We start from the raw sequence: 22062 nt of genomic DNA, 5'->3' as shown, positions 1-22062 counted from the left end.
CGATATTTATTGTCCGACAATACTGGTTTTTGGTGTTGCGATCAATTATCATCTGCCGCCTTCTTGGTACCCGCCAGGGTATCTGTGTCAATGTTCCACCTGAGGCGCCCATGCACCGTTTCTCGTTTTACTGCCCTTTGATTTGCGCCAGTCTGGGGCTTGTTTCGCACACTGCTCATGCCGCGTTGCAACCCATGGCCGAAGCTGCACTTGCCAACGAATCCGAGCTGCACTGCCACTTCAACCGTGATGCCAGCACCGATTGCACCACCACCTACCGCTATACCATTCTCAAGCCCAGCGGCCGGGAAATTTTGTCGCGAATCGACTTCAACTATGCCGAAGGCGATAGCTTTGAAGTGCTGCACGCCGAGTCCACCCAGCCCGGCGGCAAGCCACAGCTGCTCGGCGAAGCACAGATCGACACGCGCACCGCGCCCAACCCTGACCAGGGGTTTTCCAGGCTGAAGCAAACGTCCCTGGCATTCCCCAACCTGCGGGTCGGCACGCAGATCCGCTACACCGTGCGCGAGCATCACCCCGCCAAGCCGCTGATGACCGAGTTCCACTACGCCCTGCAGTTCGGCCCCAGCAATGCGCGGCGCGACCGGCTCAAGGCGCGCTTCACCGCAGAACGGCCGATCGAGTGGCGCGCCGAGTTGATGGACGGCTTCACCATTACCCCCTCGGTCAATCGCAAGACCCTGGATATCGAGCAAAAGACGCCGACCTATCTCAACTACATCAACGAATCGGGCCACGCCTATATCCGCCTGATCCCACGGATCGAAGTGGGCAGCAGCCTCGATGTGCAAAAACATTTCGGCGGTTTTGCCCAGCGCTACAACCAGATCCTCGCGGCCAAGCTGCCGGCTGACAGTGCCGCCGCCGTAGCTGCGGTGAAGGGCTTGGACCCGGCGCAGCAAGTGGCCGGCCTGATGCAGCACATCAACGACCATTACCGTTACCTGGGTGACTGGCGTGCCACCGATCGCGGCTATGTGCCGTTTAACCTGGAGGAGATCGAACAGCACGGTTATGGCGACTGCAAGGACCTGTCCATCCTCCTCACCGCCATGCTCAAGGCCAGCGGGATCAAGGCCGAGACTGCCTGGGTCAGCCGTGGGGATGTAGTGGATTCGCTGCTGGTGCCGGGCACCGGTGCGCCCAACCATGCCATCGTGCGCGCCGAAGTGGCCGGCCAGGTGTGGTGGCTGGACCCGACCAACCCGGTGTTCGCCCCAGGCCAGACCCTGCCCGATATCCAGGACCGCTGGGTACTGGTCAACGATGCCCAGGGCCGGGTGCGTGAGGAACATATCCCCCTGGCACGCCCTGACACCAGCATCCGCCTGGACAAGCAGGTGCATTACGACAAACAGGGCAATGGCACGACCCGCGCCAGCGTCACCTTCAGCCGCCTGCCCCTGATGCAACTGAGCATGGCTGATCGCGAACAGGGGGCTACCGCCACCGACCAGAACATCTGCGACAACTTTGGCCGCGAGATCAGCGATTGCCAGGTCACCCGCCAGCCCACCGGGTTCGTGCAGCCCGACAGCTACACGGTCAAGGCCAGCATGACCGACCTGGGCGCCCTGGAAAAACTCGACGAAGGCTACGTCTACACCGACCAGTCGCTCAAAGAGAAATGGGACGGCCTGCTCAACTACCGCCGCAACGGGCAACGGGGCGACCTGTACATGGGCAACCCGGACACCGTCGACTACACCTTTACCTTGACCGGCGGGCAGATGGACAAGCCTGTTCAAGGCTGCAAGATCCACTCGCCGTGGTATGACCTGGAACTCGATGGCGAACAGCTCAAGGATGGCTTGCGCTACCACTACCGGTTGACCCAGAAAGTGCGCTGGTTGAGCCATGATGAAATCGTCAGCGCGCCGTTTGAAAAGATGATCAACGATGCTCGTGCGTGTGGTGAACAGGTACACCAGACAGTAAAACTCTAAGCCCACACACAGTCCCATGTGGGAGCTGTCTCGCCCTGCGAGGCTGCGATGGCGGCAGGTCAGTCAACATCAATGCTGGCAGTACCGCCGCCATCGCAGCCTCGCTAGGGCTCGACAGCTCCCACATATGATCTCTGTAGATCCCCCTTGCCCTTCGCTACGCGCCCAACAGCAGCCCCTGCTCCTTGGCACACAACTCCACCACGTAATCCCACAACACCCGCAACCGCACCGACTTGTGCAATTCGCGTCGGGAGCTGATCCAGTAACTGCGCTGGATGCCCTCTTCCGGCAATAGCGGCACCAGGTCCGGGTCCCCGGCGGCGACAAAACACGGCAACACGGCAATCCCCAACCCCGAGCGCGCCGCCTGGTGCTGGGCTATGACGCTGGTGCTGTGGAATACCACCCGGGGGTTGCGGCAAAAGCTGCTGAGGAGTTTCAGTTCCTGGCTGAATAGCAGGTCGTCGACGTAGTCGATCCACGCGTGGGCGGCCAGGTCTTCGCGTTTCTCGATGGCTGGCGTGCGCGCCAGGTAGCTGCGGCTGGCATAGAGGGCCAGGCGGTAGTCGGTGAGTTTGCGCGTGACCAGTTGATCGACGCTGGGGCGCTCCAGGTGGATGCTGATCTCCGCCTCGCGGTTGAGGATGCTGACAAAACGCGGCACCGCCACCAGTTCCACTTCCAGCCCCGGATAACGCTCGAACAGGCCGCCCATGCGGCTGGCAAGGAACATCACCCCCAAGCCTTCGGCGACCCCCAGGCGAATCTTGCCCAGGGGCGCGGCGGAATGGGTCAGCTCTTCTTCGGCGAGCAGTGCAACGTTCTCCATGGCTTCGGCATGCTTGAGCAGTGCTTCGCCCGATGGCGTCAGTTCGTACCCCTGGGCATGCTGCACAAACAGCGCGGTGCCGAGGCTTTTCTCGATGGCCTCGATATGCCGGGCCACAGTGGCATGCGTGGTTTTCAGGCGCTGGGCGGCGGTGAGCAGGCGCCCGCTGCGCTGCAACTCAAGAAAATACCGCAGGTCATTCCAGTCGAACATGTCACCTCCCCTCTCGGCCATGAGCGCAGCGCTGTTTAAAAACGCACAGCAGCTGGGTAAAAACTAACATTTTTAAGACGAAAACTAACAACTAGGATGGAGCCAATAAGAAAAACAAGCGAGACCCCAGATGACTATTGCACCTGCGCAATACGATTACGTGGTAGTAGGCGCCGGCCCTGCGGGCTGCCTGCTGGCCAATCGACTGTCCGCCAACCCTGCCCATCGTGTGCTGCTGCTTGAAGCGGGCGGGCGCGACAACTACCCCTGGATTCATATCCCCGTCGGCTACCTGTTCTGCATCGGCAACCCGCGCACCGACTGGTGCTTCAAGACCGAAACCCAACCCGGCCTGCAAGGTCGTGCCCTGAGCTATCCACGGGGCAAGGTGCTGGGCGGCTGCTCGTCGATCAACGGCATGATCTACATGCGCGGCCAGGCCAACGACTACGATGGCTGGGCCGCCGAAGGCAACCCCGGCTGGGCCTGGGACGATGTATTACCGCTGTTCAAGCAAAGCGAAAACCATTTTGCCGGCGCCTCGCCCCTACATGGCGACAGCGGCGAGTGGCGCGTGGAGCAACAGCGCCTGCACTGGCCGATCCTCGACGCCTTCCGCGAAGCCGCCAAGCAAAGTGGCATCGCCAGCATCGACGACTTCAACCAGGGCGATAACGAAGGGTGTGGCTACTTCCAGGTCAACCAGAAAGGCGGCGTACGCTGGAATGCGGCCAAGGCGTTTCTCAAGCCCATCCGCCAGCGCGCCAACCTCACGGTGCTCACCGGCGTGGAAGTCGACCGTGTACTCCTGGAAAACGGCCGCGCCAGTGCGGTGGTGGGCCGCCAGCTAGGGCAAGGGGTGACCTGGAAAGCCCATAAGGAAATCATCCTGTGCGCCGGGGCGGTGGGTTCGCCCGGCATCCTGCAGCGCTCCGGGATAGGGCCTTCGAGCATCCTCAAGCCCTTGGGCATCGAGGTCCTGCACGAACTGCCAGGGGTCGGTGGCAATCTGCAGGACCACCTGCAACTGCGGCTGATCTACAAACTGGAAAACGCCCGCACCCTGAACCAGATCGCCGGCTCCGTGTGGGGCAAGATGGGCATGGGCCTGCAATACCTGTATGACCGCAGCGGCCCGCTGTCCATGGCGCCCAGCCAGCTCGGCGCCTTCGCCCGCTCGGGGCCGGAACAGACTTCGGCCAACCTCGAATACCACGTGCAACCACTGTCGCTGGAACGCTTTGGCGAACCGCTGCACGCGTTCCCGGCATTTACTGCGTCGGTTTGCGACTTGCGCCCGCAGAGTCGCGGACGCATTGATATCCGCTCGGCCGATCCCGCGACGCCGCCATTGATCCAGCCCAACTACCTGAGCCATCCCGAAGACTTGCGCGTGGCCGCCGATGCCATCCGCCTGACCCGGCGCATTGTCGGCGCCCAGGCCCTGCGCCCCTTCAACCCGGTGGAATACCTGCCCGGTGAGGCCTTGCAAAGCGATGAACAATTGCAAGAGGCGGCGGCGCGGATCGGCACCACGATTTTTCACCCGGTTGGCACCTGCCGCATGGGCCCGGATAAAGACGCGGTGGTCGATGCCCAGTTGCGCGTGCACGGCGTGCCCGGCCTGCGCATCGCCGATGCCTCGATCATGCCGCGCATCACCTCCGGCAATACCTGCTCACCCACCCTGATGATCGCGGAAAAAGCCGCGCAACTGATTCTGTCCCCTCAAACAAGGAACCTCACCCCCGAAAGAGAACAGACAACACCGGCATGACCTGTAGGCGCGAGTTTGCTCGCACCTACAGGACAAGAGCGGCGCTGAAGTTGGCGCCGACAGTGGAACAACAATAAATAATCACTGTGAGGGCTACCCCATGTCAGAACGTGCTCAACCCCTGGACGCCATGCCTGGCGCCACTGTCAGCAGCAAGGAGTCGCAAAAGGTCATCTTCGCCTCGTCCCTGGGGACGGTGTTCGAGTGGTATGACTTTTTCCTCTATGGCGCCCTCGCGGCGGTGATCAGCAAGCAATTTTTTGCCGGGGTCAACGACACCACGGCCTTTATCTTCGCCCTGATGGCCTTTGCCGCCGGCTTTGTGGTGCGGCCGTTCGGCGCGCTGGTGTTCGGCCGCCTGGGGGACATGATCGGACGCAAGTACACCTTCCTCGCCACCATCGTCCTGATGGGCGTGGCGACCTTCTGTGTGGGCCTGTTGCCCACCTACGCCAGCATTGGTATAGCCGCGCCGATCATCCTGGTAGTGCTGCGCATGCTCCAGGGCCTGGCCCTGGGCGGTGAATACGGCGGCGCCGCGACCTATGTCGCCGAGCACGCCCCCGCCGGCAAACGCGGCTTCCACACCAGCTGGATTCAATCCACCGCGACCCTCGGCCTGTTGCTGTCGTTGCTGGTGGTACTGGCTTGCCGTTATTTCACGGGCGATCAGTTTGAAGTCTGGGGCTGGCGCCTGCCGTTCCTGCTGTCCATCGTGCTGCTGGGGATTTCCACCTGGATCCGCTTGAGCCTGCACGAATCCCCCGCGTTCCTGAAAATGAAAGAGGAAGGCAAGGCCAGCAAAGCCCCGATCCGCGAGTCGTTCGGTAACTGGCAAAACCTCAAGGTGGTGTTGATTGCGCTGTTCAGTATCAACGCCGGCCAGGCCGTGACCTTCTACGCCGCGCAATTCTATGTACTGTTCTTCCTCACCCAGTTCCTGAAGATGGACCCGGCCCTGGCCAATATGCTGCTGATCATCAGCGTGGTGATTGGCGCGCCGTTCTTTATCTTCTTCGGCTGGCTCTCGGACAAATGGGGGCGCAAACCAGTACTGATGGTTGGCCTGCTGCTGGCCACCGCGCTGTACTTCCCGATCTTCAAGGGCCTGGCCCACTACACCAACCCGGCGATGGACCAGGCTAGCCGCCAGGCCCCGATCACCGTGCTGGCAGACCCGGCCACCTGCACCTTCCAGTTCGACCCGGTGGGCAAGGCGCGGTTTGACAGCCCATGCGACAAGGTCAAGACCTTCCTGGTCAAACAGGGCCTGCCCTACAGCAGCGAAGCCGCACCTGCCGGCAGCGCGGTGCAAGTCAGCATCGGCGATGTGCGCATCGACGGCTACGACGAAGACGCCCTGCGCGGCGCCGTGACCCTGGCCGGCTACCCGAAATCGGCAGACGTGGCCCAGGTCAACAAAACCATGGTGGTGGTGCTGATCGTCGCCCTGATCCTGATCGCCGCAATGTGCTACGGCCCACTCGCCGCACTGATGGTGGAACTGTTCCCGACGCGGATCCGCTACACCTCCATGTCCCTGCCCTACCACATCGGTAACGGCTGGTTTGGCGGGTTCCTGCCGACCGTGTCGTTTGCCTTGGTGGTGTACACCGGCGATATCTTCTACGGGCTGTGGTACCCGGTGGTGATTACCGGGGTGAGCCTGATCGTCGGGCTGCTGTGCCTGAAGGAAACCAAGAACGTGGATCTGGATAAAAACTAATCTCCCGCAAACCCTGTAAATCCCTTGTGGGAGCGGGCTTGCCCGCGATAGCGGTGGGTCAGTCAATGAATGTACTGACTGGCACCCCCCCTATCGCGGGCGAGCCCGCTCCCACATTGGTTTCCCGCCGCCCACACAAATTGCTGTATATCCATCCAGATAAAGGTTGCTCAATTGCCTTCTTTTGCCCATCCTTCGCCCATTCAACTGTGTAACGAATGGGCTGAGCATGCGGCTGTTCCTCTGTGAAAAACCCTCCCAGGCCAAGGATATCGCGGCCGTGCTTGGCGCCCGGCGCCGGGGCGATGGTTGCTGGCTGGGCACGGACGTCACCGTCACCTGGTGCATCGGCCACCTGTTGGAAACCGCCCCGCCCGATGCCTACGACGCCAAGTACAAGCGCTGGGTGCTGGCTGACCTGCCCATCGTCCCGGAAAAATGGAAGATGACGGTCAAGCCCAAGACCGCCAGCCAGTACAAGGCGGTCAAGCGCCTACTGGGGGAAGCCCGGGAACTGGTGATTGCCACCGATGCCGACCGCGAGGGCGAGATGATCGCCCGCGAACTGGTGGAGCATTGCCGCTATCGCGGGCCGATCCAGCGCCTGTGGCTGTCGGCGCTCGACGATGCCTCGATCCGCAAGGCCCTGGCATCGTTGAAGCCTGGCGCAGACACCTTCAGCCTCTACCATTCGGCCCTGGGCCGCTCCCGTGCCGACTGGCTGATCGGCATGAACATGAGCCGCCTGTTTACCCTGCTCGGCCGTCAGTCCGGCTATCAAGGTGTATTGCCCGTTGGGCGGGTGCAAACCCCGACCCTGCGCCTGGTGGTGGACCGCGACCGCAGCATTGCCGACTTCGTCCCGGTGGCTTACTGGGCCATTGATGTTGAGTTGCTGCACCAGCAGATGCGTTTTATCGCGCAATGGCGCGCCGCCGACGATATCTGTGACGACCAGGGCCGTTGCCTCAACCCGGAGCGGGCACAACACGCGGCGACGGCGATGAGCAACGCGGCCAGCGCACGCCTGGTGAAGCTGCGCACCGAACGCATGCGCGAAGTGGCACCCCTGCCCTTTGACCTGGGCACCCTGCAGGAAATCTGCTCGAAGAAACTCGGGCTCGGCGCCCAGGAAACCCTGGATATCGCCCAGTCCCTCTACGAAACCCATAAGGTCATCACCTACCCGCGCAGCGACTGCGGTTACCTGCCCGTGAGCCAGCATGGCGACGCGGCGACGATTCTCGCGGCACTGGGCCGTGCCGACCCGGCGGTGAGCGCGTTGATGCCACACCTCGATGCGCAGCGCCGCTCCCGCGCCTGGAACGATGCCAAGGTCAGCGCCCACCACGGCATTATTCCTACCGGCGCCGGCAAAGATCTTGCGCAGTTGACCGGCAAACACCGCGCCGTCTACACCTTGGTCCGCGCCCGATACCTGGCGCAGTTCCTGCCCAATCACGAATACGACCGCACCCAGGCGGACTTCGACTGTGCCGGCGAAGCCTTGCGCGCCGTAGGTAAAGTGGTGGTGGAACCCGGCTGGAAGCGTGCGTTGCCCGAAGCGCTGGCCCCGAGCCAAGGCCGTGAGGCGCCGGCGCCGCAGCCTCTGCCGGCGCTGGTGCAGGGCCAGGATTACGCTGTGGCCAAGGTCAACCTCAAGGACCTGTGGACCCAGCCACCCAAGCCCTTTACCGAAGGCGACCTGATCAAGGCGATGAAAAACGTCGCCAAACTGGTGCAAGACCCGCTGCTCAAACAAAAGCTAAAGGACACCACCGGCATCGGTACCGAGGCGACTCGGGCCGGGATCATCCAGGGCCTGCTGGACCGTGGTTACTTGGTGAAAACCGGCAAGGCGCTGTCTGCCACACCGGCGGCCTTCAGCCTGATCGACGCGGTACCCAGGGCGATTGCCGATCCCGGCACCACCGCCATCTGGGAGCAGGCCCTGGACATGGTGCAGAGCGGTGAGATGAGCCTGGAAGAGTTCGTCGCCAAACAGGCCGCCTGGATGAGCAAGCAAGTGGCCCGCTGCAATGGTATGCAAATGACCATCAGCGGCCCGGCCAGCCCGGCAGGTCGTGGTGCCACCCCCTGGAAAAACAAACGCAAGCCGGCCAGCCGCAAGACCGCCGCCAGCCCGAAACGGGCGGTAAAACCGGCAAACAAGGGCTGAAATTGCAAAAAAAGTCAGGTAATGACGCTTTTCAAGCGGATATACGCCGCTTTGGCTCTTGCCCTGGCGCCAGCGGTCGAGGATTCTGTAGGCACTGCCTAATAACAAAACCGGGGTGGACACCATGAAGACCGTCGCACAACTGCTCAAGTCCAAGGACCAGAAGAATCAGGAAGTCCATACCATCCAGTGGAATCACACCGTGTTTGAAGCGTTGGTGGTGATGGCAGCGAAGAACGTCGGCGCCTTGCCGGTGGTCAAGGACGGCAAGGTCGTCGGCATCATCAGTGAGCGCGACTACGCGCGCAAACTGATTCTCCATGGACTGTCCTCGACCACCACTCAGGTCCACCAGGTGATGAGTTCCCCGGCAATCACCGTGGACACCCACAAAAGCGTCGAAGATTGCATGGGCATCATGACTGACGGCCACCTGCGCCACCTGCCAGTGGTGGAAGAAGGAGAACTGCTGGGCCTGCTGTCCATCGGTGACCTGGTCAAGGAAGCCATCGCCGAGCAGGCGGCACTGATCCAGCAACTGGAACAGTACATCCGCGGCGAATAGCATTCCCCTAAGCACCACAAATCCAATGTAGGAGCTGGCTTGCCAGCTCCCACAGCAGCGCAACCCCCCGACTCCCCGGCACAAAAAGTGACGCCCAAGTCACCTTTCCCCAGACCACCCTCTCTTCTGCAAAAAATATGTAGTGAGCAAAAATAATCACTACATAACCGTTGACGTAACCATTTTGAGCTTGCATGATTCAAGCGTCTCCCGGATCGGGAGCGTTGGTAACAAGCGTTTTGAACAAGCTCGTCTGACCGCCGAGCTGTTTTTCCGGATGTGCACTGCCCACAAGGCAGATTGATGAAGCTGACCGGCCCGAAAGGATCGGTACAAGAAGCTCAAATGCTGCTTGTCTTCGTTATGAAACCATTGCGTAGCAGTTCTTCAGAAACACTACATGCATCAGGTTCAAGACCCTGCCCGTATTTGGCAGACCGTTTCTGACGCCCGGTTTTCATAGCCGGAGACAACTAACGTGAATTAACGAATCAACTGAAGATCGCCAACTGGTCAAGGGGCTTACACATGAATCTGAACAACCAACCAACTATTGATGAATTGGCTGAGATGTTCGCAGCGCAGAAAGACACACTCGACGACCATATCCTGTGGATTGGCAAATCGGGCGAAGTGCAAATTGACTGCCTGGCGCCCCATACCGAAGAAGCCGAGTTCGACCGCAATAACCGTGAACTGGCGGCGCGCCTGAAGATGTACCGCCGCGGCCAGGGTTATGTTGGTAAAAAAGCAGCTGCCGATCGCAACTTTATCGAGCAGGTCTTCGATACACTTAACAATGCCTGGGAGTCGTTCAAGGACAACTCGCAAGTTAAAGTGATTGACCGCTACTACTAAGAATAACTAGACCTTTGTGGGAGCTGGTTTGCCTGAGATAACCGTTTAACGATCAACCTAGTTGTTGAGTGTTAAATAGCTATCCCTGGCAAGCCAGCTCCCACATTTGTTTGTGTCGACTTAAATCCCCGGGAATCGCCCCTTCCCCGCTTCATCGCGGAAGATATCAAACAGCGCCTGCGCCGCCGCCGACAGCTCATGCCCAGGTTTGGTCAGCACCCCAATCGGCCGCTCGATCACCGGGTCACACAAGGTGATGCAACGGGCCCCCGCCTCTTCCATCTGCTGTGCGCACAATGCAGGCACGGCGCTGACGCCCAGGCCGCTGGCAACCATCTTGCCCACGGTTGCCAATTGATGGCTTTCCAACGCCACCGGCAGTTTCATCTGTAACGCGCCGAGGTGCTCCTCAAGCATCACCCGGACCGTGGAAGGCCGCTGCAAGGTAATGAACGGTTGCGCCAGCAGGGTTTTCCAGTCGATCGCGGTCATGTCCGCCAGCGGCGAGTCGCCGGGCACCACTGCGACAAAGCGGTCCAGATACAGCGGGGTGAAGGCCAGCGACGACCCCGGTGAAGGCTCAAACGCCACACCCAGTTCCACCTGGCGATCACGGACCATTTCCAGGACCTGCTCATTGATCAAATCGTGCACCGTGACATTGACTTGGGGAAACCGCGCACGGAACACCTTCAGGATCGGCGGCAGCAGGTTGCCGGCAAACGACGGCATCGCCGCCACCGTCACGCGCCCGCGCTGCAGGGTAAAACGCTGGCGCAGTTCATCCTCGGCATTGTCCCAGTCGGCAATCAACCGGCGAGCCAGGGGCAACAGGGATTCGCCTTCAGGGGTCAGCGCGACGTTGCGCGTATTGCGGCTGAACAGCCGCCCGCCCAGGCCCTCCTCCAGGCCCTTGATGGTCAGGCTCAGGGCCGACTGGGACAAATGCAGGCGCTCACAGGCGGCGGCAAAACTCAGGCTCTGGGCCACGGCAAGAAAGGCCCGCATCTGTTTAACTGTCATGACGCTGCTCCTACGGCTTGGCGATTGTGCTGTTTTTTAAATCAATCAACCTTAAAAAACAACTTAACAAATCAATCTGTCAGCGCAACACTCGAGTCACTGGCTGGACCACAAACAATAAAAGAGGTGCATATGGCAGGTTTCGATAAACGCGTGGCGTCCTATGAAGAAGCGCTGGCAGGCCTGGAAGACGGCATGACCGTACTCTCCGGCGGCTTTGGCCTGTGCGGCATCCCGGAAAACCTCATCGCCGAAATCAAGCGCAAAGGCACCCGCGACCTCACGGTGGTCTCCAACAACTGCGGCGTCGATGGCTTTGGCCTGGGTGTATTGCTCGAAGAAAAACAGATCAGCAAGGTCATCGCCTCCTATGTCGGTGAAAACGCCCTGTTCGAGAAGCAACTGCTCAGCGGTGAAATCGAAGTCGTGCTGACGCCCCAGGGCACCCTGGCCGAAAAAATGCGTGCAGGCGGCGCGGGCATTCCGGCGTTCTTTACCGCCACCGGTGTTGGCACGCCCGTCGCCGAAGGCAAGGAAACCCGCGAGTTCAATGGTCGCCCGTACCTGATGGAAGAATCCATCACCGGCGACTTCGCCATCGTCAAAGGCTGGAAAGCCGACCATTTCGGCAACGTCATCTACCGCCACACCGCCCAGAACTTCAACCCGCTGGCCGCCACCGCCGGCAAGATCACCGTGGTCGAAGTCGAGGAAATCGTCGAACCGGGCGAGCTGGACCCGGCGCAGATCCACACCCCTGGCATCTACGTCGACCGGATCATCTGCGGCACCTTCGAGAAGCGCATCGAACAGCGCACCGTCCGCAAATAATCTGCCCAGCCCGAACAATAAGAGGAACAGCACCATGGCTCTTACCCGCGAACAAATGGCTCAACGCGTCGCCCGCGAAATGCAGGACGGCTTCTACGTCAACCTCGGCATCGGCATCCCGACCCTGGTGGCCAACTACATTCCCGAAGGCATGGAAGTGATGCTGCAATCGGAAAACGGCCTGCTGGGCATGGGACCGTTTCCTACCGAAGACACCATTGATGCCGACATGATCAACGCCGGCAAGCAGACCGTCACCGCGCGTATCGGCGCCTCGATCTTCTCCTCGGCCGAGTCCTTCGCAATGATTCGCGGCGGCCACGTAGACCTCACGGTACTCGGCGCCTTTGAAGTGGACGTACACGGCAACATCGCCTCGTGGATGATCCCCGGCAAGCTGGTCAAGGGCATGGGCGGTGCCATGGACCTGGTGGCCGGCGCAGAAAACATCATCGTGATCATGACCCACGCCTCCAAGGACGGTGAGTCCAAGCTGCTCAGCCAGTGCAGCCTGCCGCTGACCGGTGCCCACTGCATCAAGCGCGTGCTGACGGACCTGGCGTACCTGGAAATCGAAAATGGCGCTTTTGTCCTCAAGGAACGCGCACCTGGCGTCAGCGTTGAAGAGATTGTGAGCAAGACCGCCGGTAAACTGATCGTCCCGGACCACGTTCCAGAAATGCACTTCCAGTGAGGACAGATTCCATGCAAGACGTCGTGATTGTTGCTGCCACCCGCACCGCCGTGGGCAGCTTTCAAGGAGCCCTGGCCGGCATCCCGGCACCGGAACTGGGCGCCGCCGTGATCCGCCGCCTGCTGGAGCAGACCGGCCTGGACCCTGCGCAAGTGGACGAAGTGATCCTCGGCCAGGTCCTGACCGCAGGTTCGGGCCAGAACCCGGCACGCCAGGCGTCGATCCTTGCCGGCCTGCCACACGCAGTGCCCAGCCTGACCTTGAACAAGGTCTGCGGCTCGGGCCTCAAGGCCCTGCACCTGGGCGCACAGGCCATCCGTTGCGGTGACGCCGAGGTGATTATCGCCGGCGGCATGGAGAACATGAGCCTGGCCCCGTACGTGCTGCCCGCCGCCCGCACCGGCCTGCGCATGGGGCACGCGAAGATGGTCGACAGCATGATCACCGACGGCCTGTGGGACGCGTTCAACGACTACCACATGGGCATCACCGCCGAGAACCTGGTGGACAAGTACGGCATCAGCCGTGAAGCCCAGGACGCCTTCGCCGCTGCCTCCCAGCAAAAAGCGGCCGCGGCGATTGAAGCCGGGCGCTTTGCCGATGAAATCACCCCGATCCTGATTCCCCAGCGCAAGGGCGACCCGATTGCCTTTGCGGTGGACGAGCAGCCCCGCGCCGGCACTACCGCCGAATCCCTGGGCAAACTCAAACCGGCCTTCAAGAAAGACGGCAGCGTCACCGCCGGCAACGCGTCGAGCCTCAACGACGGCGCCGCCGCCGTGTTGCTGATGAGTGCCGATAAAGCCAAGGCCCTCGGCCTGCCGGTGCTGGCGCGTATCGCCAGCTACGCGAATGCGGGTGTCGATCCGGCGATCATGGGCATTGGCCCGGTGTCCGCGACCCTTCGTTGCCTGGACAAGGCCGGCTGGCAGTTGGCCGACCTGGACCTGATCGAAGCCAACGAAGCCTTCGCCGCACAGGCGCTGGCAGTGGGCAAGGAACTGGATTGGGACGCGGCCAAGGTCAACGTCAATGGCGGCGCGATTGCCATTGGCCACCCGATTGGCGCCTCAGGCTGCCGTGTGCTGGTGACCCTGCTGCATGAAATGCTCAAGCGCGACGCCAAGAAAGGCCTGGCGACCTTGTGCATCGGCGGCGGCCAGGGCGTGGCACTGGCCCTTGAGCGCGACTGATTCAACGAGCAACATGAAAGAGGCCCGGCTCCACGAAAAGCCGGGCCTTTTTTTGCCTATTTGATTTGCGAACCCCCTCCAATGTAGGAGCTGGCTTGCCTGCGATAGCGGAGGGGCAGTCACCGGCAGCATTGACTGATACACCGCTATCGCAGGCAAGCCAGTTCCCACATTAGACTTCTAGCGTCCATTGGATTGCGGCACGGAAAATACCGCGGTGGCCCGCACCACCACCTTTTCCCCCACCTGCAAGCTGACCGTGGCAAACGCCATCTGCCGTCCGCGCTTGTGGTGCTCCAGTTGCACCTCGATCCACTCCCCCACCTGCACCGCCCCCAGATAATCGAGGGTCATGCTCGCGGTAATCAACGGCAACGGCGGGTCGCTGGAAAATGCCATGGCGTACCCCATGCCGACATCCGCCAGGGTCGCCAGCACGCCACCATGTACTGTGCCGCGCCCGTTGGCATGGCGGTTGTCGGCGCGCAGGCCCAGTTGCAGGTGCAGGCCCTCGCCACGGCAATACACCGGCCCCAGCAAATCCAGGAGCGGGCTGCTGCGGGGCAAGGGAATAAAGCCTTCTGGGACGTGAGTCATGGTGGATATTCCTTGTGACCGGGCCCGAGGTTTAACCTGCTCCGGTGGATGCAACCAGCATGATCAACCGGGTAAATCTGTGACGATAAGCCTGCACCCGCTTTGCGTTCGCCGGGCAAACCGGCTTTAATCGCCGCGCACTTTATCCCGCACACTTGAAGGAACCGTAATGCGCCACCTGGAAGGCAGATCTACTGCATTGATGTTATTGGCCGCCCTGCTGCTCGGCGGCTGTTCGCCCAAGGAGTATTCCGAGTCGACGCCGATCAATGGCGAACAGGGCCGGGCCGGCGCGCTGCTGGCCTATGAACACGAGTTGAGCCTGGCGATGCCGCTGGCCCTGCTCGCGCCGCGCATGCAGGCCACCCGCCAAGCCTGCGAGTCGGCACAGTTCGGCGCCTGCAACATCCTGCGTATCGAAGAGAACAGCGACGGCGGCACGATCGTGTTGCGCATCGCCCCCAGCGGGGTCGAACCCTTGGTGAAGATGGTGGCCGAGGGTGGGCAACTGGGCCAGCGCATCACCAGCGCCGAAGACCTGGCCGACGCGGTGGCCGATGTGCGCCGTCGCCAGGAACGTTTGCAGGCCCAGCAAAAACGCCTGGATGAACTGGCGGCGCGCAAGGACATCACCGTGGGTGACCTGATCACCCTGACCAAGGAACAGGCCTCCATCGAAAACGAGCTGCAGGAACTGGCGCAGATCGCCGCCGGCCAGCAACGGCGCCTGGACACCAACCGCGTGACCTTGAACTTCAGTCCATCCGACGGCGAGCATCAGCAATCACGTTTTGCGCGGATGTTCGGCAACCTCGGCGACAACCTGGTCGACGGCACCGCCGATGCCCTGGAACGCTCCAGCTACGTGCTGCCGTTCGTGATCCTCGCCTTCCCGGTGTTGTGGCTGTGGGTCTGGTTGTGGCGCAAGCTGGTCAAGCGCCGCCCCTGACCTCAGCGCTTCATGCAGCGCTGGTAACGCTCATCCACGCGCTTGGCGAACCAGGCCGTGGTGAGGTTACGGGTGATCTTCGGGCTCTTGAGCACAATCCCCGGCAGGATCGCCCGTGGCAGCGGCTTGCCTTCGGCTTTCTCGGCCAGGGCAAACACTCGCTGGTACAGGGTGGTCTGTTCAAAATCCAGGCGATCACCCTGCTCCAACTGGCTGCGAATGCTCGGGTTGCGCATGTCCAGCTTCTTGCCCAGTGAGCGCACCGCCAACTCCGTGGTGCCGGGCATGATCGAGCCATAGCGGATCAAATCGCCATCCAGCGCCAGGCGGGTCCCGGAAGCACGGCTGACCGCGGCCTGAAACGCGGCATTGCGGCTGGCGTACCAACCGGCGTTGAAGTCGGCAAAGCGGTACAGCGGCTTCTCGTAGCTCACCGGGTAACCCAGCAAATGGGCAATGCCGAAGTACATGCCGCCACGCCGGGTGAACACTTCGCGGCGAATGCTCCCGTCTACGGTGTAGGGATAATTGCGCGCCTGCTGCTCTGCGAAGGCAATGCTCACCTGCATCGGGCCTGCGGTATGCACTGGGTTGAAACTGCCAAACAAGGTGCGGCCCAACGGCACTGTGCCGATAAAGTCGTCAAAGATCCCACTCAGGTCCTTCTCGGTACGCGCAGCGCTCAGGCGGTCGGCGTAGGACTTACCCGTAGGCGAGCGCAGTTGCAACGCGGTGCGCACCAGCACGGCCGGCACATGCACCTTGGCTGCACGCTTGAGGATTTCATCCTGGGCGATCTTGCCCATGTTCGGCACCGGCGGGTCGACCTGATAGGTGGACTCTTGCTCGGTGACCGCCAGCACCGCACAGATATTTTCGGTGCTGGGGTAGATCTTCTGGCTGTCGAGCGCCGTGTAGATATCCTGGGCCCAACCGGCACGATCCGGCACCCTGGCCGGCATCAGTCGCACAATCTGCGCCTTGACCTCGGCCTCACTGCGTTCGGGGAGTTGCTGGCTGCGTTGGGTCGAACAGCCGGCCAGCACCAATAAGGCGGCCAGGCCGAGAGTCAGCCGGGATGAAAGCATGCGGGGGGTGTCCTGTGAGTCGCTGAAAGTGCCCACTATCTCACAAACCCACGCCCACCCCCTGCAGGAGCGGGCTTGCCCGCGATGGCGCCCTCAAGCCGGCTCCCACAGTACATGCGCTGGGATCAGATACCGGCGAGCGCCAGGTCCATCGCAAAGTAGGTAAAGATCAGGTCCGCACCGGCGCGCTTGATCGAACCCAGGGTTTCGCGCACCACCCGCGCTTCGTCGATGGCGCCGGCCTGGGCGCCGAACTTGATCATCGCGTATTCGCCACTGACCTGGTACGCCGCCACCGGTAAACGCGAGGCTTCGCGGATGTCGCGGATGATGTCCAGGTAAGCACCGGCCGGCTTGACCATCAGCGAGTCGGCCCCTTCCTGCTCATCGAGCAAGGATTCGCGCACGGCTTCGCGGCGGTTCATCGGGTTCATCTGGTAGCTTTTGCGGTCGCCCTTCAGCGCGCTGCCACCCGCCTCGCGGAACGGGCCATACAGGGCCGAAGCGAATTTAGTGGAGTACGCCATGATCGGGATATGGCTGAACCCGGCCGCATCCAGCGCCCGGCGAATGGCCTGGACCTGGCCGTCCATCGCGGCCGACGGCGCGATCACATCGGCACCGGCACGGGCTGCCGCCACCGCTTGCTTGCCCAGGTTGGCCAGGGTGCGGTCGTTGTCCACTTCATTGCCGTGCATCACGCCGCAATGGCCGTGGTCGGTGTATTCGCAGAAGCAGGTGTCGGACATCACGATCATTTCCGGCACCGCGTCCTTGCAGATCGCCGACATGCGCGACACCAGCCCGCGCTCGTTCCAGGTATCGCTGCCGCTGGCGTCCAGGTGATGGGACACGCCGAACGTCATCACCGACTTGATCCCGGCACGGGCAAAGCGCTCGATTTCACTGGCCAGTTTCGATTCGGGGATGCGCATCACGCCGGGCATGCTGGTGATCGGCACGAAGTCATCGATTTCTTCTTCGACGAAAATCGGCAATACCAGATCATTGAGGGTGAACTCGGTTTCCTGGAACAGGCTGCGCAGCTCAGGGGAACGGCGCAGGCGGCGGGAACGGGCTTCGGGGAACTGACTGGACATGGGGTTTCCTACAAAAAAGGCCAGGGCACGTGGCAAGGCCGCTAGCTTAAGGGCGAAAGCTTATGCCCGGATTGACCGAGAGCACAAATACGGCGGCCATAACGGTGTTTTGCCATTCACGTAACAATGCGGTCTAGGCTAAACAAGCAGGAGCAGCAACGAGTGACCTGTAGAGACCGAGCTGCCCCCTTCCCCACAGGTGCGTTACGGCGTTACAGGCCCAGGCGCCCTTCGATACACAGCGAGACGGCGCCGCCGATCCAGATCTCATCGCCCTGCTGCTGCACGCGAATACGCCCGGCGCGGCCGATGGCCGTGCCCTGGCTGACCACGTATTCGCTGGGGGCCAGGCCCGCACCGAGCAGCCATTGTGCGACACCCGCGTTAAGGCTGCCGGTGGCCGGGTCTTCGGGGGCGCCGTCACCGGCAATAAACGCGCGCACTTCAAACTGCGCATCCACCTCGTCGCGCGTCGGGTCGCACGGAGCAACCACGCCCACCGCCAGCCCGAGCAGTTTTGAATAGTCCGGCTGCAACTCCAGCACCGTCTGCCGGTCCGTCAACATCAGCGCCAGCCAACCGGCGCCGTTATCGACCCACTGGCTGCGCACAATCGCTTCGGGCTCAAGGTTGAGCGCCAGGCGCACACGCTCCAGCAACTCGGCATCCAACGGCCCTGAACGCAGCAAGGGTGGCGCGATAAACGCCAGCTCCTCGCCCTGGCGACGGATGCGCACCAGGCCGATCTCGCATTCCTGGATGATCTCGTCGCCCCGGGGCACACCACCGGCCTGCAACCACGCCCGGCAACTGCCCAGGGTTGGGTGGCCGGCGAACGGCAGCTCCTGCACGGTGGTGAAAATCCGCACCCGGTAATCCGCACGCGGGTCGCGCGGTTGCAGCAGGAACGTGGTTTCGCTGAGGTTGGTCCACTTGGCGAAGTCAGCCATCTGCTGGTCACTGAGGCTATCGGCGCCCAGCACCACGGCCAGCGGGTTGCCCTTGAGCGCCACGCTGCTGAACACGTCCAGTTGCTTGAAATCAAAAGTCGGCATGGGTCAGCTCGGAATGTTCAGGCCACGGATCACCGCCGGCCGGGCGACAAAGCCATCCAGCGCGCGCAGTACATTGGGGAAGTCGGTGATGCCCACCAGATCGCCCGATTCATAGAAGCCAATCAGGTTTCGGATCCAGGGAAAGGTGGCGATATCGGCGATGCTGTACTCATCCCCCATGATCCAGCTGCGGCCCAGCAGGCGTTTTTCCAGCACCTCCAGCAGGCGTCGGGCTTCAGCGGCATAGCGGTCGCGGGGGCGCTTGTCTTCGTAGGCCTTGCCGGCGAACTTATTGAAGAAACCGACCTGGCCGAACATCGGCCCGATCCCGGCCATCTGGAACATCAGCCATTGCAGGGTTTCGTAGCGCGCGGCGGGTGCCTGGGGCAGTAGTTGCGCGGTTTTCTCTGCCAGGTAAATCAGGATCGCCCCCGACTCGAACAACGCCAGCGGCTCACCGCCGGGACCGTTGGGGTCGATGATCGCCGGGATCTTGTTGTTGGGGTTCAGGGACAGAAACTCGGGCGAGAGTTGGTCCTGGGTATCGAAGCTGACCTTATGCGCCTCATAGGCCAGGCCCACCTCTTCGAGCATGATCGAGACTTTGACCCCATTGGGCGTCGGCAACGAGTACAGCTGCAGGCGTTCAGGATGCTCAGCTGGCCATTTGGTAATAATCGGAAACGCTGCAGCTGAAATCATCGATATACCTCAAGGTGAGAAAAACCCATGATAGCCATCCGGCGGCGCGCCTGCATCGGTCTTCAATTCGCAACATGCGCTGGTTAATCTCTTGCACCAAGCGAACCAAAACGCCCTGGCGCACTCTTAGAAGCGCTTGAACGGTTGAATGGAGGCATACCGCCATAACTGTCACGGAAAACCGCACGTTGCTTGGAGCATCGCTGTGGCTGGGCCTTCCAGCCTTGATCCGACGCACCGAAGACTCGACCACTAATGAAAATCAAGCCTTTGTGCCTTGGCAAACGTTTCAAAAAATATGCTTATTTCCTGGTGCCAACGGTGTTCGTCGGCGGTGCCTTGATGCTGGCTTTCGAAGCCCGCGAAAGCAGCGCCGAGCCGAAGAACGGCGTGCAAACCCTGGTGTTCCTGCGTCATGGTGAAAAGCCTGTGGGCGGCCTGGGCCAACTCAATTGCCAGGGCCTCAACCGCGCAATGAACCTGGCCACGGTATTGCCGGAAAAATTCGGCGCTGCCGACTTTGTGTTCGCGGCCAACCCGACGCGCAATGTCGAGGAAGGCGAGTTCGACAATTCCTACAGCTACATTCGGCCATTGATGACCATCAGCCCCAGCGCGATCAAACTCGGGCTGCCGGTGAACATCGAGTTTTCGGCCAACGATACCAGCGACCTGGCTGACGAATTGATGGAGGACAAGTACCACAACTCCACCATCTACACGGCCTGGTCCCATGGCTACCTGCCGGAATTGATCAACAAGGTGGCCAGTGAAGCGGTCGGTGAGAAGTACACCATCACCGAAGACTGGTCCGGCGGCGATTTCGACACCCTGTACGTGTTGACCCTGACCTGGCAGAACGGCAAGGCCAGCCTGCTCAGCCGCAACTACAAGCAAGGCCTGGATAACGGCTTGCAGACTTGCCCGGATGCAACGCACGTAGCCGCCGACACCTGACACCGGGACCGCGTATGATGCGTCGCTATCGACTTATCTGCGGATCTTGACCATGTCTAACCTCACCTCTGCCAGCCCTGCTCGCGGCTGGTCCTTCTGGTGGAAACCGGCGCTGTTCCTGTTGGTGGCCTGCGTCGGCCTGTATTACGTGAAGTGGTCGCCCTACTACTTCAAGGCCTTTGTCGCGGCCGACAGCCACAGCATCGGCAACTCGATTCTCAATGACCAGCAGGGCTCGCCATTGGCGGCCGCCCTGGCCTATGCCCAGGTGTATTTCCTGGCGATCTGGAAAGCCGCCGTGCTGGCGGTGATTCTCGGTTCGTTATTGCAGGTGCTGATTCCACGGGACTGGCTGTTGCGCCTGTTCGGCCGCGCCGGGCTGGGCTCCACGGTGCGTGGCGGGCTGTTCGCCTTGCCGGGCATGATGTGCAGTTGCTGCGCCGCGCCGGTGGCCGCCGGCATGCGTCGTCAACAAGTGTCGGTGGGTGCAGCATTGGCGTTCTGGATGGCCAACCCGGTGCTCAACCCCGCGACCCTGGTGTTTATGGGGTTTGTGCTGGGCTGGGACTTTGCCGCCCTGCGCCTGGTGGCCGGTGTCGTGCTGGTGATCGGTGTCGCGCTGATCGCCCAACGCATCGCCCGCCCCGAGCAGGTGCCCCAGGTAGCACTGGAGGCCGTGGCCGACGTCAGCGGCACCGAGACCCAGCCGTTCCTCAGCCGCTGGCTGCGCACCCTGTGGCAGTTGTTCTGGAGCACCATCCCGATCTACATCCTGGCGGTGTTGCTACTGGGCGCAGCGCGGGTGTGGCTGTTCCCACACGTGGACGGGGCGATGGCCGACAGCCTGCTGTGGCTAGTGCCCCTGGCGATCGTCGGCACCCTGTTTGTGATCCCCACCGCCGCAGAAATCCCGATTGTGCAGACCATGATGGCCCTGGGACTGGGCACCGGGCCAGCGGTGGCACTGCTGATGACCCTGCCGAGCGTGAGCCTGCCGTCGCTGTTGATGCTGCGCAAGGATTTCGATACGCGGGTGCTGGTGACGGTGGCCGGGCTGACCATGCTGATGGGTGTGGTGTGCGGGTTGGTGGCGGTGGTCGTCCTTTAGGAAGGGTTGACTGTCAGGGCCTCATCGCAGCATAGGTATCTACACAACTCTTTTATCTAGTGCTTGTTGGGTCTGTGTACATATCCGTTGCTGCGGTCACGGCGGCTATTGGTTCCGCCCTTACGGCGGCTCACTTTCGAAGAGCGCGAAAGTAAGCAAAGCGCTTTTGCCCCACCACTCGGTGCCTCGCCTAGGCTCGGCATGCCCGCAGTCAGGCATTGCTCCGTGGGCCCGCCGCGCAATACCTGCCTGCGGCCATCGTGGTTTAACGGGGCGCCTAAGATCAAGATCAAAAGCCAGATCAAAAGCAGAGCAACAGCAATCCCAAAGCGCGAAACTGCATTCCCTGTGGGAGCTGGCTTGTCGGATCGCCGCATCGCTGCGATGACGCCCGAAAGAACACATCAGAGTGTCAGGTATTCATTTGTCATCGTTAACGACCATCGCGGGCAAGCCCGCTCCCACAGGGGTACCCACACGCCTCGACGATCAGGTCGGCTACCAGGCCGCCTCGCTTTGCTTTTGATCTTGATCTTGATCTGAGGCGCCCCGTTAAACCACGCTGGCCGTCATCCGATTTTGATTTGGGGGGTAACCCGGCAGGACGCCGGGTTAGCCGCGCTGGGCCATGGATGGCCCATCGCG

General features: G+C 61.6%; 20 protein-coding genes. 12 read left to right on the top strand and 8 right to left on the bottom strand.

Features of this window, described 5'->3' with window-relative positions; all coding sequences use genetic code 11:
* The first annotated feature begins 110 nt into the window (after positions 1–110).
* Positions 111–1970 carry a DUF3857 domain-containing transglutaminase family protein gene (locus PSFL_RS06730; RefSeq protein ID WP_315492812.1) on the top strand — a complete coding sequence of 620 codons (1860 nt, stop codon included), beginning with the start codon at positions 111–113 and terminating at the stop codon, positions 1968–1970.
* Positions 1971–2127: 157 nt separating this feature from the next.
* On the opposite strand, the gene PSFL_RS06725 is transcribed toward PSFL_RS06730, so the two are convergent.
* Entirely contained in the window at positions 2128–3015 is an 888-nt protein-coding gene (locus PSFL_RS06725) for a LysR family transcriptional regulator (RefSeq protein ID WP_397469834.1), read from the bottom strand.
* Between the two features lie 130 nt (positions 3016–3145).
* Here PSFL_RS06725 and PSFL_RS06720 point away from each other — a divergent pair, with 130 nt between their 5' ends.
* From PSFL_RS06720 to PSFL_RS06705, 4 genes are all read left to right on the top strand, one after another.
* The gene (locus tag PSFL_RS06720) at positions 3146–4792 is read left to right on the top strand and encodes a GMC family oxidoreductase (protein WP_057439442.1); all 1647 of its coding nucleotides are present in this window, start codon (positions 3146–3148) and stop codon (positions 4790–4792) included.
* Between the two features lie 100 nt (positions 4793–4892).
* Positions 4893–6518 carry an MFS transporter gene (locus tag PSFL_RS06715; protein WP_057439443.1) on the top strand — a complete coding sequence of 542 codons (1626 nt, stop codon included), beginning with the start codon at positions 4893–4895 and terminating at the stop codon, positions 6516–6518.
* A 229-nt stretch (positions 6519–6747) separates the two neighbouring features.
* Positions 6748–8697 (top strand): DNA topoisomerase III, encoded by a 1950-nt coding sequence (locus PSFL_RS06710; RefSeq protein WP_397469833.1) that lies wholly within the window; start codon positions 6748–6750, stop codon positions 8695–8697.
* Between the two features lie 124 nt (positions 8698–8821).
* Positions 8822–9262 carry a CBS domain-containing protein gene (locus PSFL_RS06705; RefSeq protein ID WP_057959116.1) on the top strand — a complete coding sequence of 147 codons (441 nt, stop codon included), beginning with the start codon at positions 8822–8824 and terminating at the stop codon, positions 9260–9262.
* Between the two features lie 7 nt (positions 9263–9269).
* Here PSFL_RS06705 and PSFL_RS06700 read toward each other — a convergent pair whose 3' ends face one another.
* On the bottom strand, positions 9270–9458 hold the full coding sequence (locus PSFL_RS06700) for a hypothetical protein (protein WP_115128540.1): 189 nt from the start codon (positions 9456–9458) through the stop codon (positions 9270–9272).
* A gap of 332 nt (positions 9459–9790) precedes the next feature.
* On the opposite strand from PSFL_RS06700, the gene PSFL_RS06695 reads away from it, so the two are divergent.
* Positions 9791–10120: a hypothetical protein gene (locus PSFL_RS06695; protein WP_029296579.1), complete on the top strand. Its 330-nt coding sequence runs from the start codon at positions 9791–9793 to the stop codon at positions 10118–10120.
* 120 nt (positions 10121–10240) lie between these two features.
* Here the strand turns inward: PSFL_RS06695 and PSFL_RS06690 are convergent, their stop codons facing one another.
* Positions 10241–11143 (bottom strand): LysR family transcriptional regulator, encoded by a 903-nt coding sequence (locus PSFL_RS06690; protein ID WP_057439445.1) that lies wholly within the window; start codon positions 11141–11143, stop codon positions 10241–10243.
* Between the two features lie 132 nt (positions 11144–11275).
* On the opposite strand from PSFL_RS06690, the gene PSFL_RS06685 reads away from it, so the two are divergent.
* Genes PSFL_RS06685 through PSFL_RS06675 form a run of 3 tightly spaced genes read left to right on the top strand, consistent with a single transcriptional unit; the run spans position 11276 to position 13861 of the window.
* The gene (locus tag PSFL_RS06685) at positions 11276–11974 is read left to right on the top strand and encodes a CoA transferase subunit A (RefSeq protein WP_010211319.1); all 699 of its coding nucleotides are present in this window, start codon (positions 11276–11278) and stop codon (positions 11972–11974) included.
* 34 nt (positions 11975–12008) lie between these two features.
* Positions 12009–12668 (top strand): CoA transferase subunit B, encoded by a 660-nt coding sequence (locus PSFL_RS06680; protein WP_057439446.1) that lies wholly within the window; start codon positions 12009–12011, stop codon positions 12666–12668.
* 11 nt (positions 12669–12679) lie between these two features.
* Complete coding sequence (locus PSFL_RS06675; protein ID WP_170060316.1) at positions 12680–13861, top strand: acetyl-CoA C-acetyltransferase; 1182 nt, start codon at positions 12680–12682, stop codon at positions 13859–13861.
* A gap of 180 nt (positions 13862–14041) precedes the next feature.
* Here PSFL_RS06675 and PSFL_RS06670 read toward each other — a convergent pair whose 3' ends face one another.
* Positions 14042–14458 carry a PaaI family thioesterase gene (locus tag PSFL_RS06670; RefSeq protein ID WP_170060317.1) on the bottom strand — a complete coding sequence of 139 codons (417 nt, stop codon included), beginning with the start codon at positions 14456–14458 and terminating at the stop codon, positions 14042–14044.
* 169 nt (positions 14459–14627) lie between these two features.
* Here PSFL_RS06670 and PSFL_RS06665 point away from each other — a divergent pair, with 169 nt between their 5' ends.
* Positions 14628–15407 (top strand): DUF4349 domain-containing protein, encoded by a 780-nt coding sequence (locus PSFL_RS06665; RefSeq protein ID WP_057439448.1) that lies wholly within the window; start codon positions 14628–14630, stop codon positions 15405–15407.
* A 2-nt stretch (positions 15408–15409) separates the two neighbouring features.
* Here the strand turns inward: PSFL_RS06665 and PSFL_RS06660 are convergent, their stop codons facing one another.
* The 4 genes from PSFL_RS06660 to PSFL_RS06645 all read right to left on the bottom strand — a co-directional run bounded on the left by PSFL_RS06660 (position 15410) and on the right by PSFL_RS06645 (position 19352).
* The gene (locus PSFL_RS06660) at positions 15410–16495 is read right to left on the bottom strand and encodes a DUF1615 domain-containing protein (protein WP_170060318.1); all 1086 of its coding nucleotides are present in this window, start codon (positions 16493–16495) and stop codon (positions 15410–15412) included.
* A 125-nt stretch (positions 16496–16620) separates the two neighbouring features.
* Positions 16621–17595, bottom strand: a complete 975-nt coding sequence (gene hemB, locus PSFL_RS06655; RefSeq protein WP_057959111.1) for a porphobilinogen synthase — start codon at positions 17593–17595, stop codon at positions 16621–16623.
* A gap of 212 nt (positions 17596–17807) precedes the next feature.
* Positions 17808–18650: a PhzF family phenazine biosynthesis protein gene (locus tag PSFL_RS06650; RefSeq protein ID WP_397469832.1), complete on the bottom strand. Its 843-nt coding sequence runs from the start codon at positions 18648–18650 to the stop codon at positions 17808–17810.
* Between the two features lie 3 nt (positions 18651–18653).
* The gene (locus PSFL_RS06645; RefSeq protein WP_057439451.1) at positions 18654–19352 is read right to left on the bottom strand and encodes a glutathione S-transferase N-terminal domain-containing protein; all 699 of its coding nucleotides are present in this window, start codon (positions 19350–19352) and stop codon (positions 18654–18656) included.
* Positions 19353–19607: 255 nt separating this feature from the next.
* Here PSFL_RS06645 and PSFL_RS06640 point away from each other — a divergent pair, with 255 nt between their 5' ends.
* Complete coding sequence (locus PSFL_RS06640) at positions 19608–20309, top strand: hypothetical protein (protein WP_057439452.1); 702 nt, start codon at positions 19608–19610, stop codon at positions 20307–20309.
* Positions 20310–20361: 52 nt separating this feature from the next.
* Positions 20362–21417 carry a permease gene (locus PSFL_RS06635; protein ID WP_057439453.1) on the top strand — a complete coding sequence of 352 codons (1056 nt, stop codon included), beginning with the start codon at positions 20362–20364 and terminating at the stop codon, positions 21415–21417.
* Positions 21418–22062: the final 645 nt, after the last annotated feature.

Origin of the sequence: Pseudomonas sp. DD1, assembly GCF_044510355.1 — a bacterium.
Lineage (GTDB): Bacteria > Pseudomonadota > Gammaproteobacteria > Pseudomonadales > Pseudomonadaceae > Aquipseudomonas > Aquipseudomonas shahriarae.
This window is presented reverse-complemented; position numbering and strand designations above follow the sequence as displayed.

What these genes read in the sequence shown, in the direction of transcription:
- PSFL_RS06650 (WP_397469832.1), bottom strand. Translation starts at nt 18,650, where the DNA reads ATGCCGACTTTTGATTTCAAGCAACTGGACGTGTTCAGCAGCGTGGCG.
- PSFL_RS06680 (WP_057439446.1), top strand. Translation starts at nt 12,009, where the DNA reads ATGGCTCTTACCCGCGAACAAATGGCTCAACGCGTCGCCCGCGAAATG.
- PSFL_RS06685 (WP_010211319.1), top strand. Translation starts at nt 11,276, where the DNA reads ATGGCAGGTTTCGATAAACGCGTGGCGTCCTATGAAGAAGCGCTGGCA.
- hemB (WP_057959111.1), bottom strand. Translation starts at nt 17,595, where the DNA reads ATGTCCAGTCAGTTCCCCGAAGCCCGTTCCCGCCGCCTGCGCCGTTCC.
- PSFL_RS06725 (WP_397469834.1), bottom strand. Translation starts at nt 3,015, where the DNA reads ATGTTCGACTGGAATGACCTGCGGTATTTTCTTGAGTTGCAGCGCAGC.
- PSFL_RS06670 (WP_170060317.1), bottom strand. Translation starts at nt 14,458, where the DNA reads ATGACTCACGTCCCAGAAGGCTTTATTCCCTTGCCCCGCAGCAGCCCG.
- PSFL_RS06645 (WP_057439451.1), bottom strand. Translation starts at nt 19,352, where the DNA reads ATGATTTCAGCTGCAGCGTTTCCGATTATTACCAAATGGCCAGCTGAG.
- PSFL_RS06690 (WP_057439445.1), bottom strand. Translation starts at nt 11,143, where the DNA reads ATGACAGTTAAACAGATGCGGGCCTTTCTTGCCGTGGCCCAGAGCCTG.
- PSFL_RS06730 (WP_315492812.1), top strand. Translation starts at nt 111, where the DNA reads ATGCACCGTTTCTCGTTTTACTGCCCTTTGATTTGCGCCAGTCTGGGG.
- PSFL_RS06700 (WP_115128540.1), bottom strand. Translation starts at nt 9,458, where the DNA reads ATGCAAGCTCAAAATGGTTACGTCAACGGTTATGTAGTGATTATTTTT.
- PSFL_RS06720 (WP_057439442.1), top strand. Translation starts at nt 3,146, where the DNA reads ATGACTATTGCACCTGCGCAATACGATTACGTGGTAGTAGGCGCCGGC.
- PSFL_RS06695 (WP_029296579.1), top strand. Translation starts at nt 9,791, where the DNA reads ATGAATCTGAACAACCAACCAACTATTGATGAATTGGCTGAGATGTTC.
- PSFL_RS06635 (WP_057439453.1), top strand. Translation starts at nt 20,362, where the DNA reads ATGTCTAACCTCACCTCTGCCAGCCCTGCTCGCGGCTGGTCCTTCTGG.
- PSFL_RS06715 (WP_057439443.1), top strand. Translation starts at nt 4,893, where the DNA reads ATGTCAGAACGTGCTCAACCCCTGGACGCCATGCCTGGCGCCACTGTC.
- PSFL_RS06705 (WP_057959116.1), top strand. Translation starts at nt 8,822, where the DNA reads ATGAAGACCGTCGCACAACTGCTCAAGTCCAAGGACCAGAAGAATCAG.
- PSFL_RS06660 (WP_170060318.1), bottom strand. Translation starts at nt 16,495, where the DNA reads ATGCTTTCATCCCGGCTGACTCTCGGCCTGGCCGCCTTATTGGTGCTG.
- PSFL_RS06675 (WP_170060316.1), top strand. Translation starts at nt 12,680, where the DNA reads ATGCAAGACGTCGTGATTGTTGCTGCCACCCGCACCGCCGTGGGCAGC.
- PSFL_RS06665 (WP_057439448.1), top strand. Translation starts at nt 14,628, where the DNA reads ATGCGCCACCTGGAAGGCAGATCTACTGCATTGATGTTATTGGCCGCC.
- PSFL_RS06640 (WP_057439452.1), top strand. Translation starts at nt 19,608, where the DNA reads ATGAAAATCAAGCCTTTGTGCCTTGGCAAACGTTTCAAAAAATATGCT.
- PSFL_RS06710 (WP_397469833.1), top strand. Translation starts at nt 6,748, where the DNA reads ATGCGGCTGTTCCTCTGTGAAAAACCCTCCCAGGCCAAGGATATCGCG.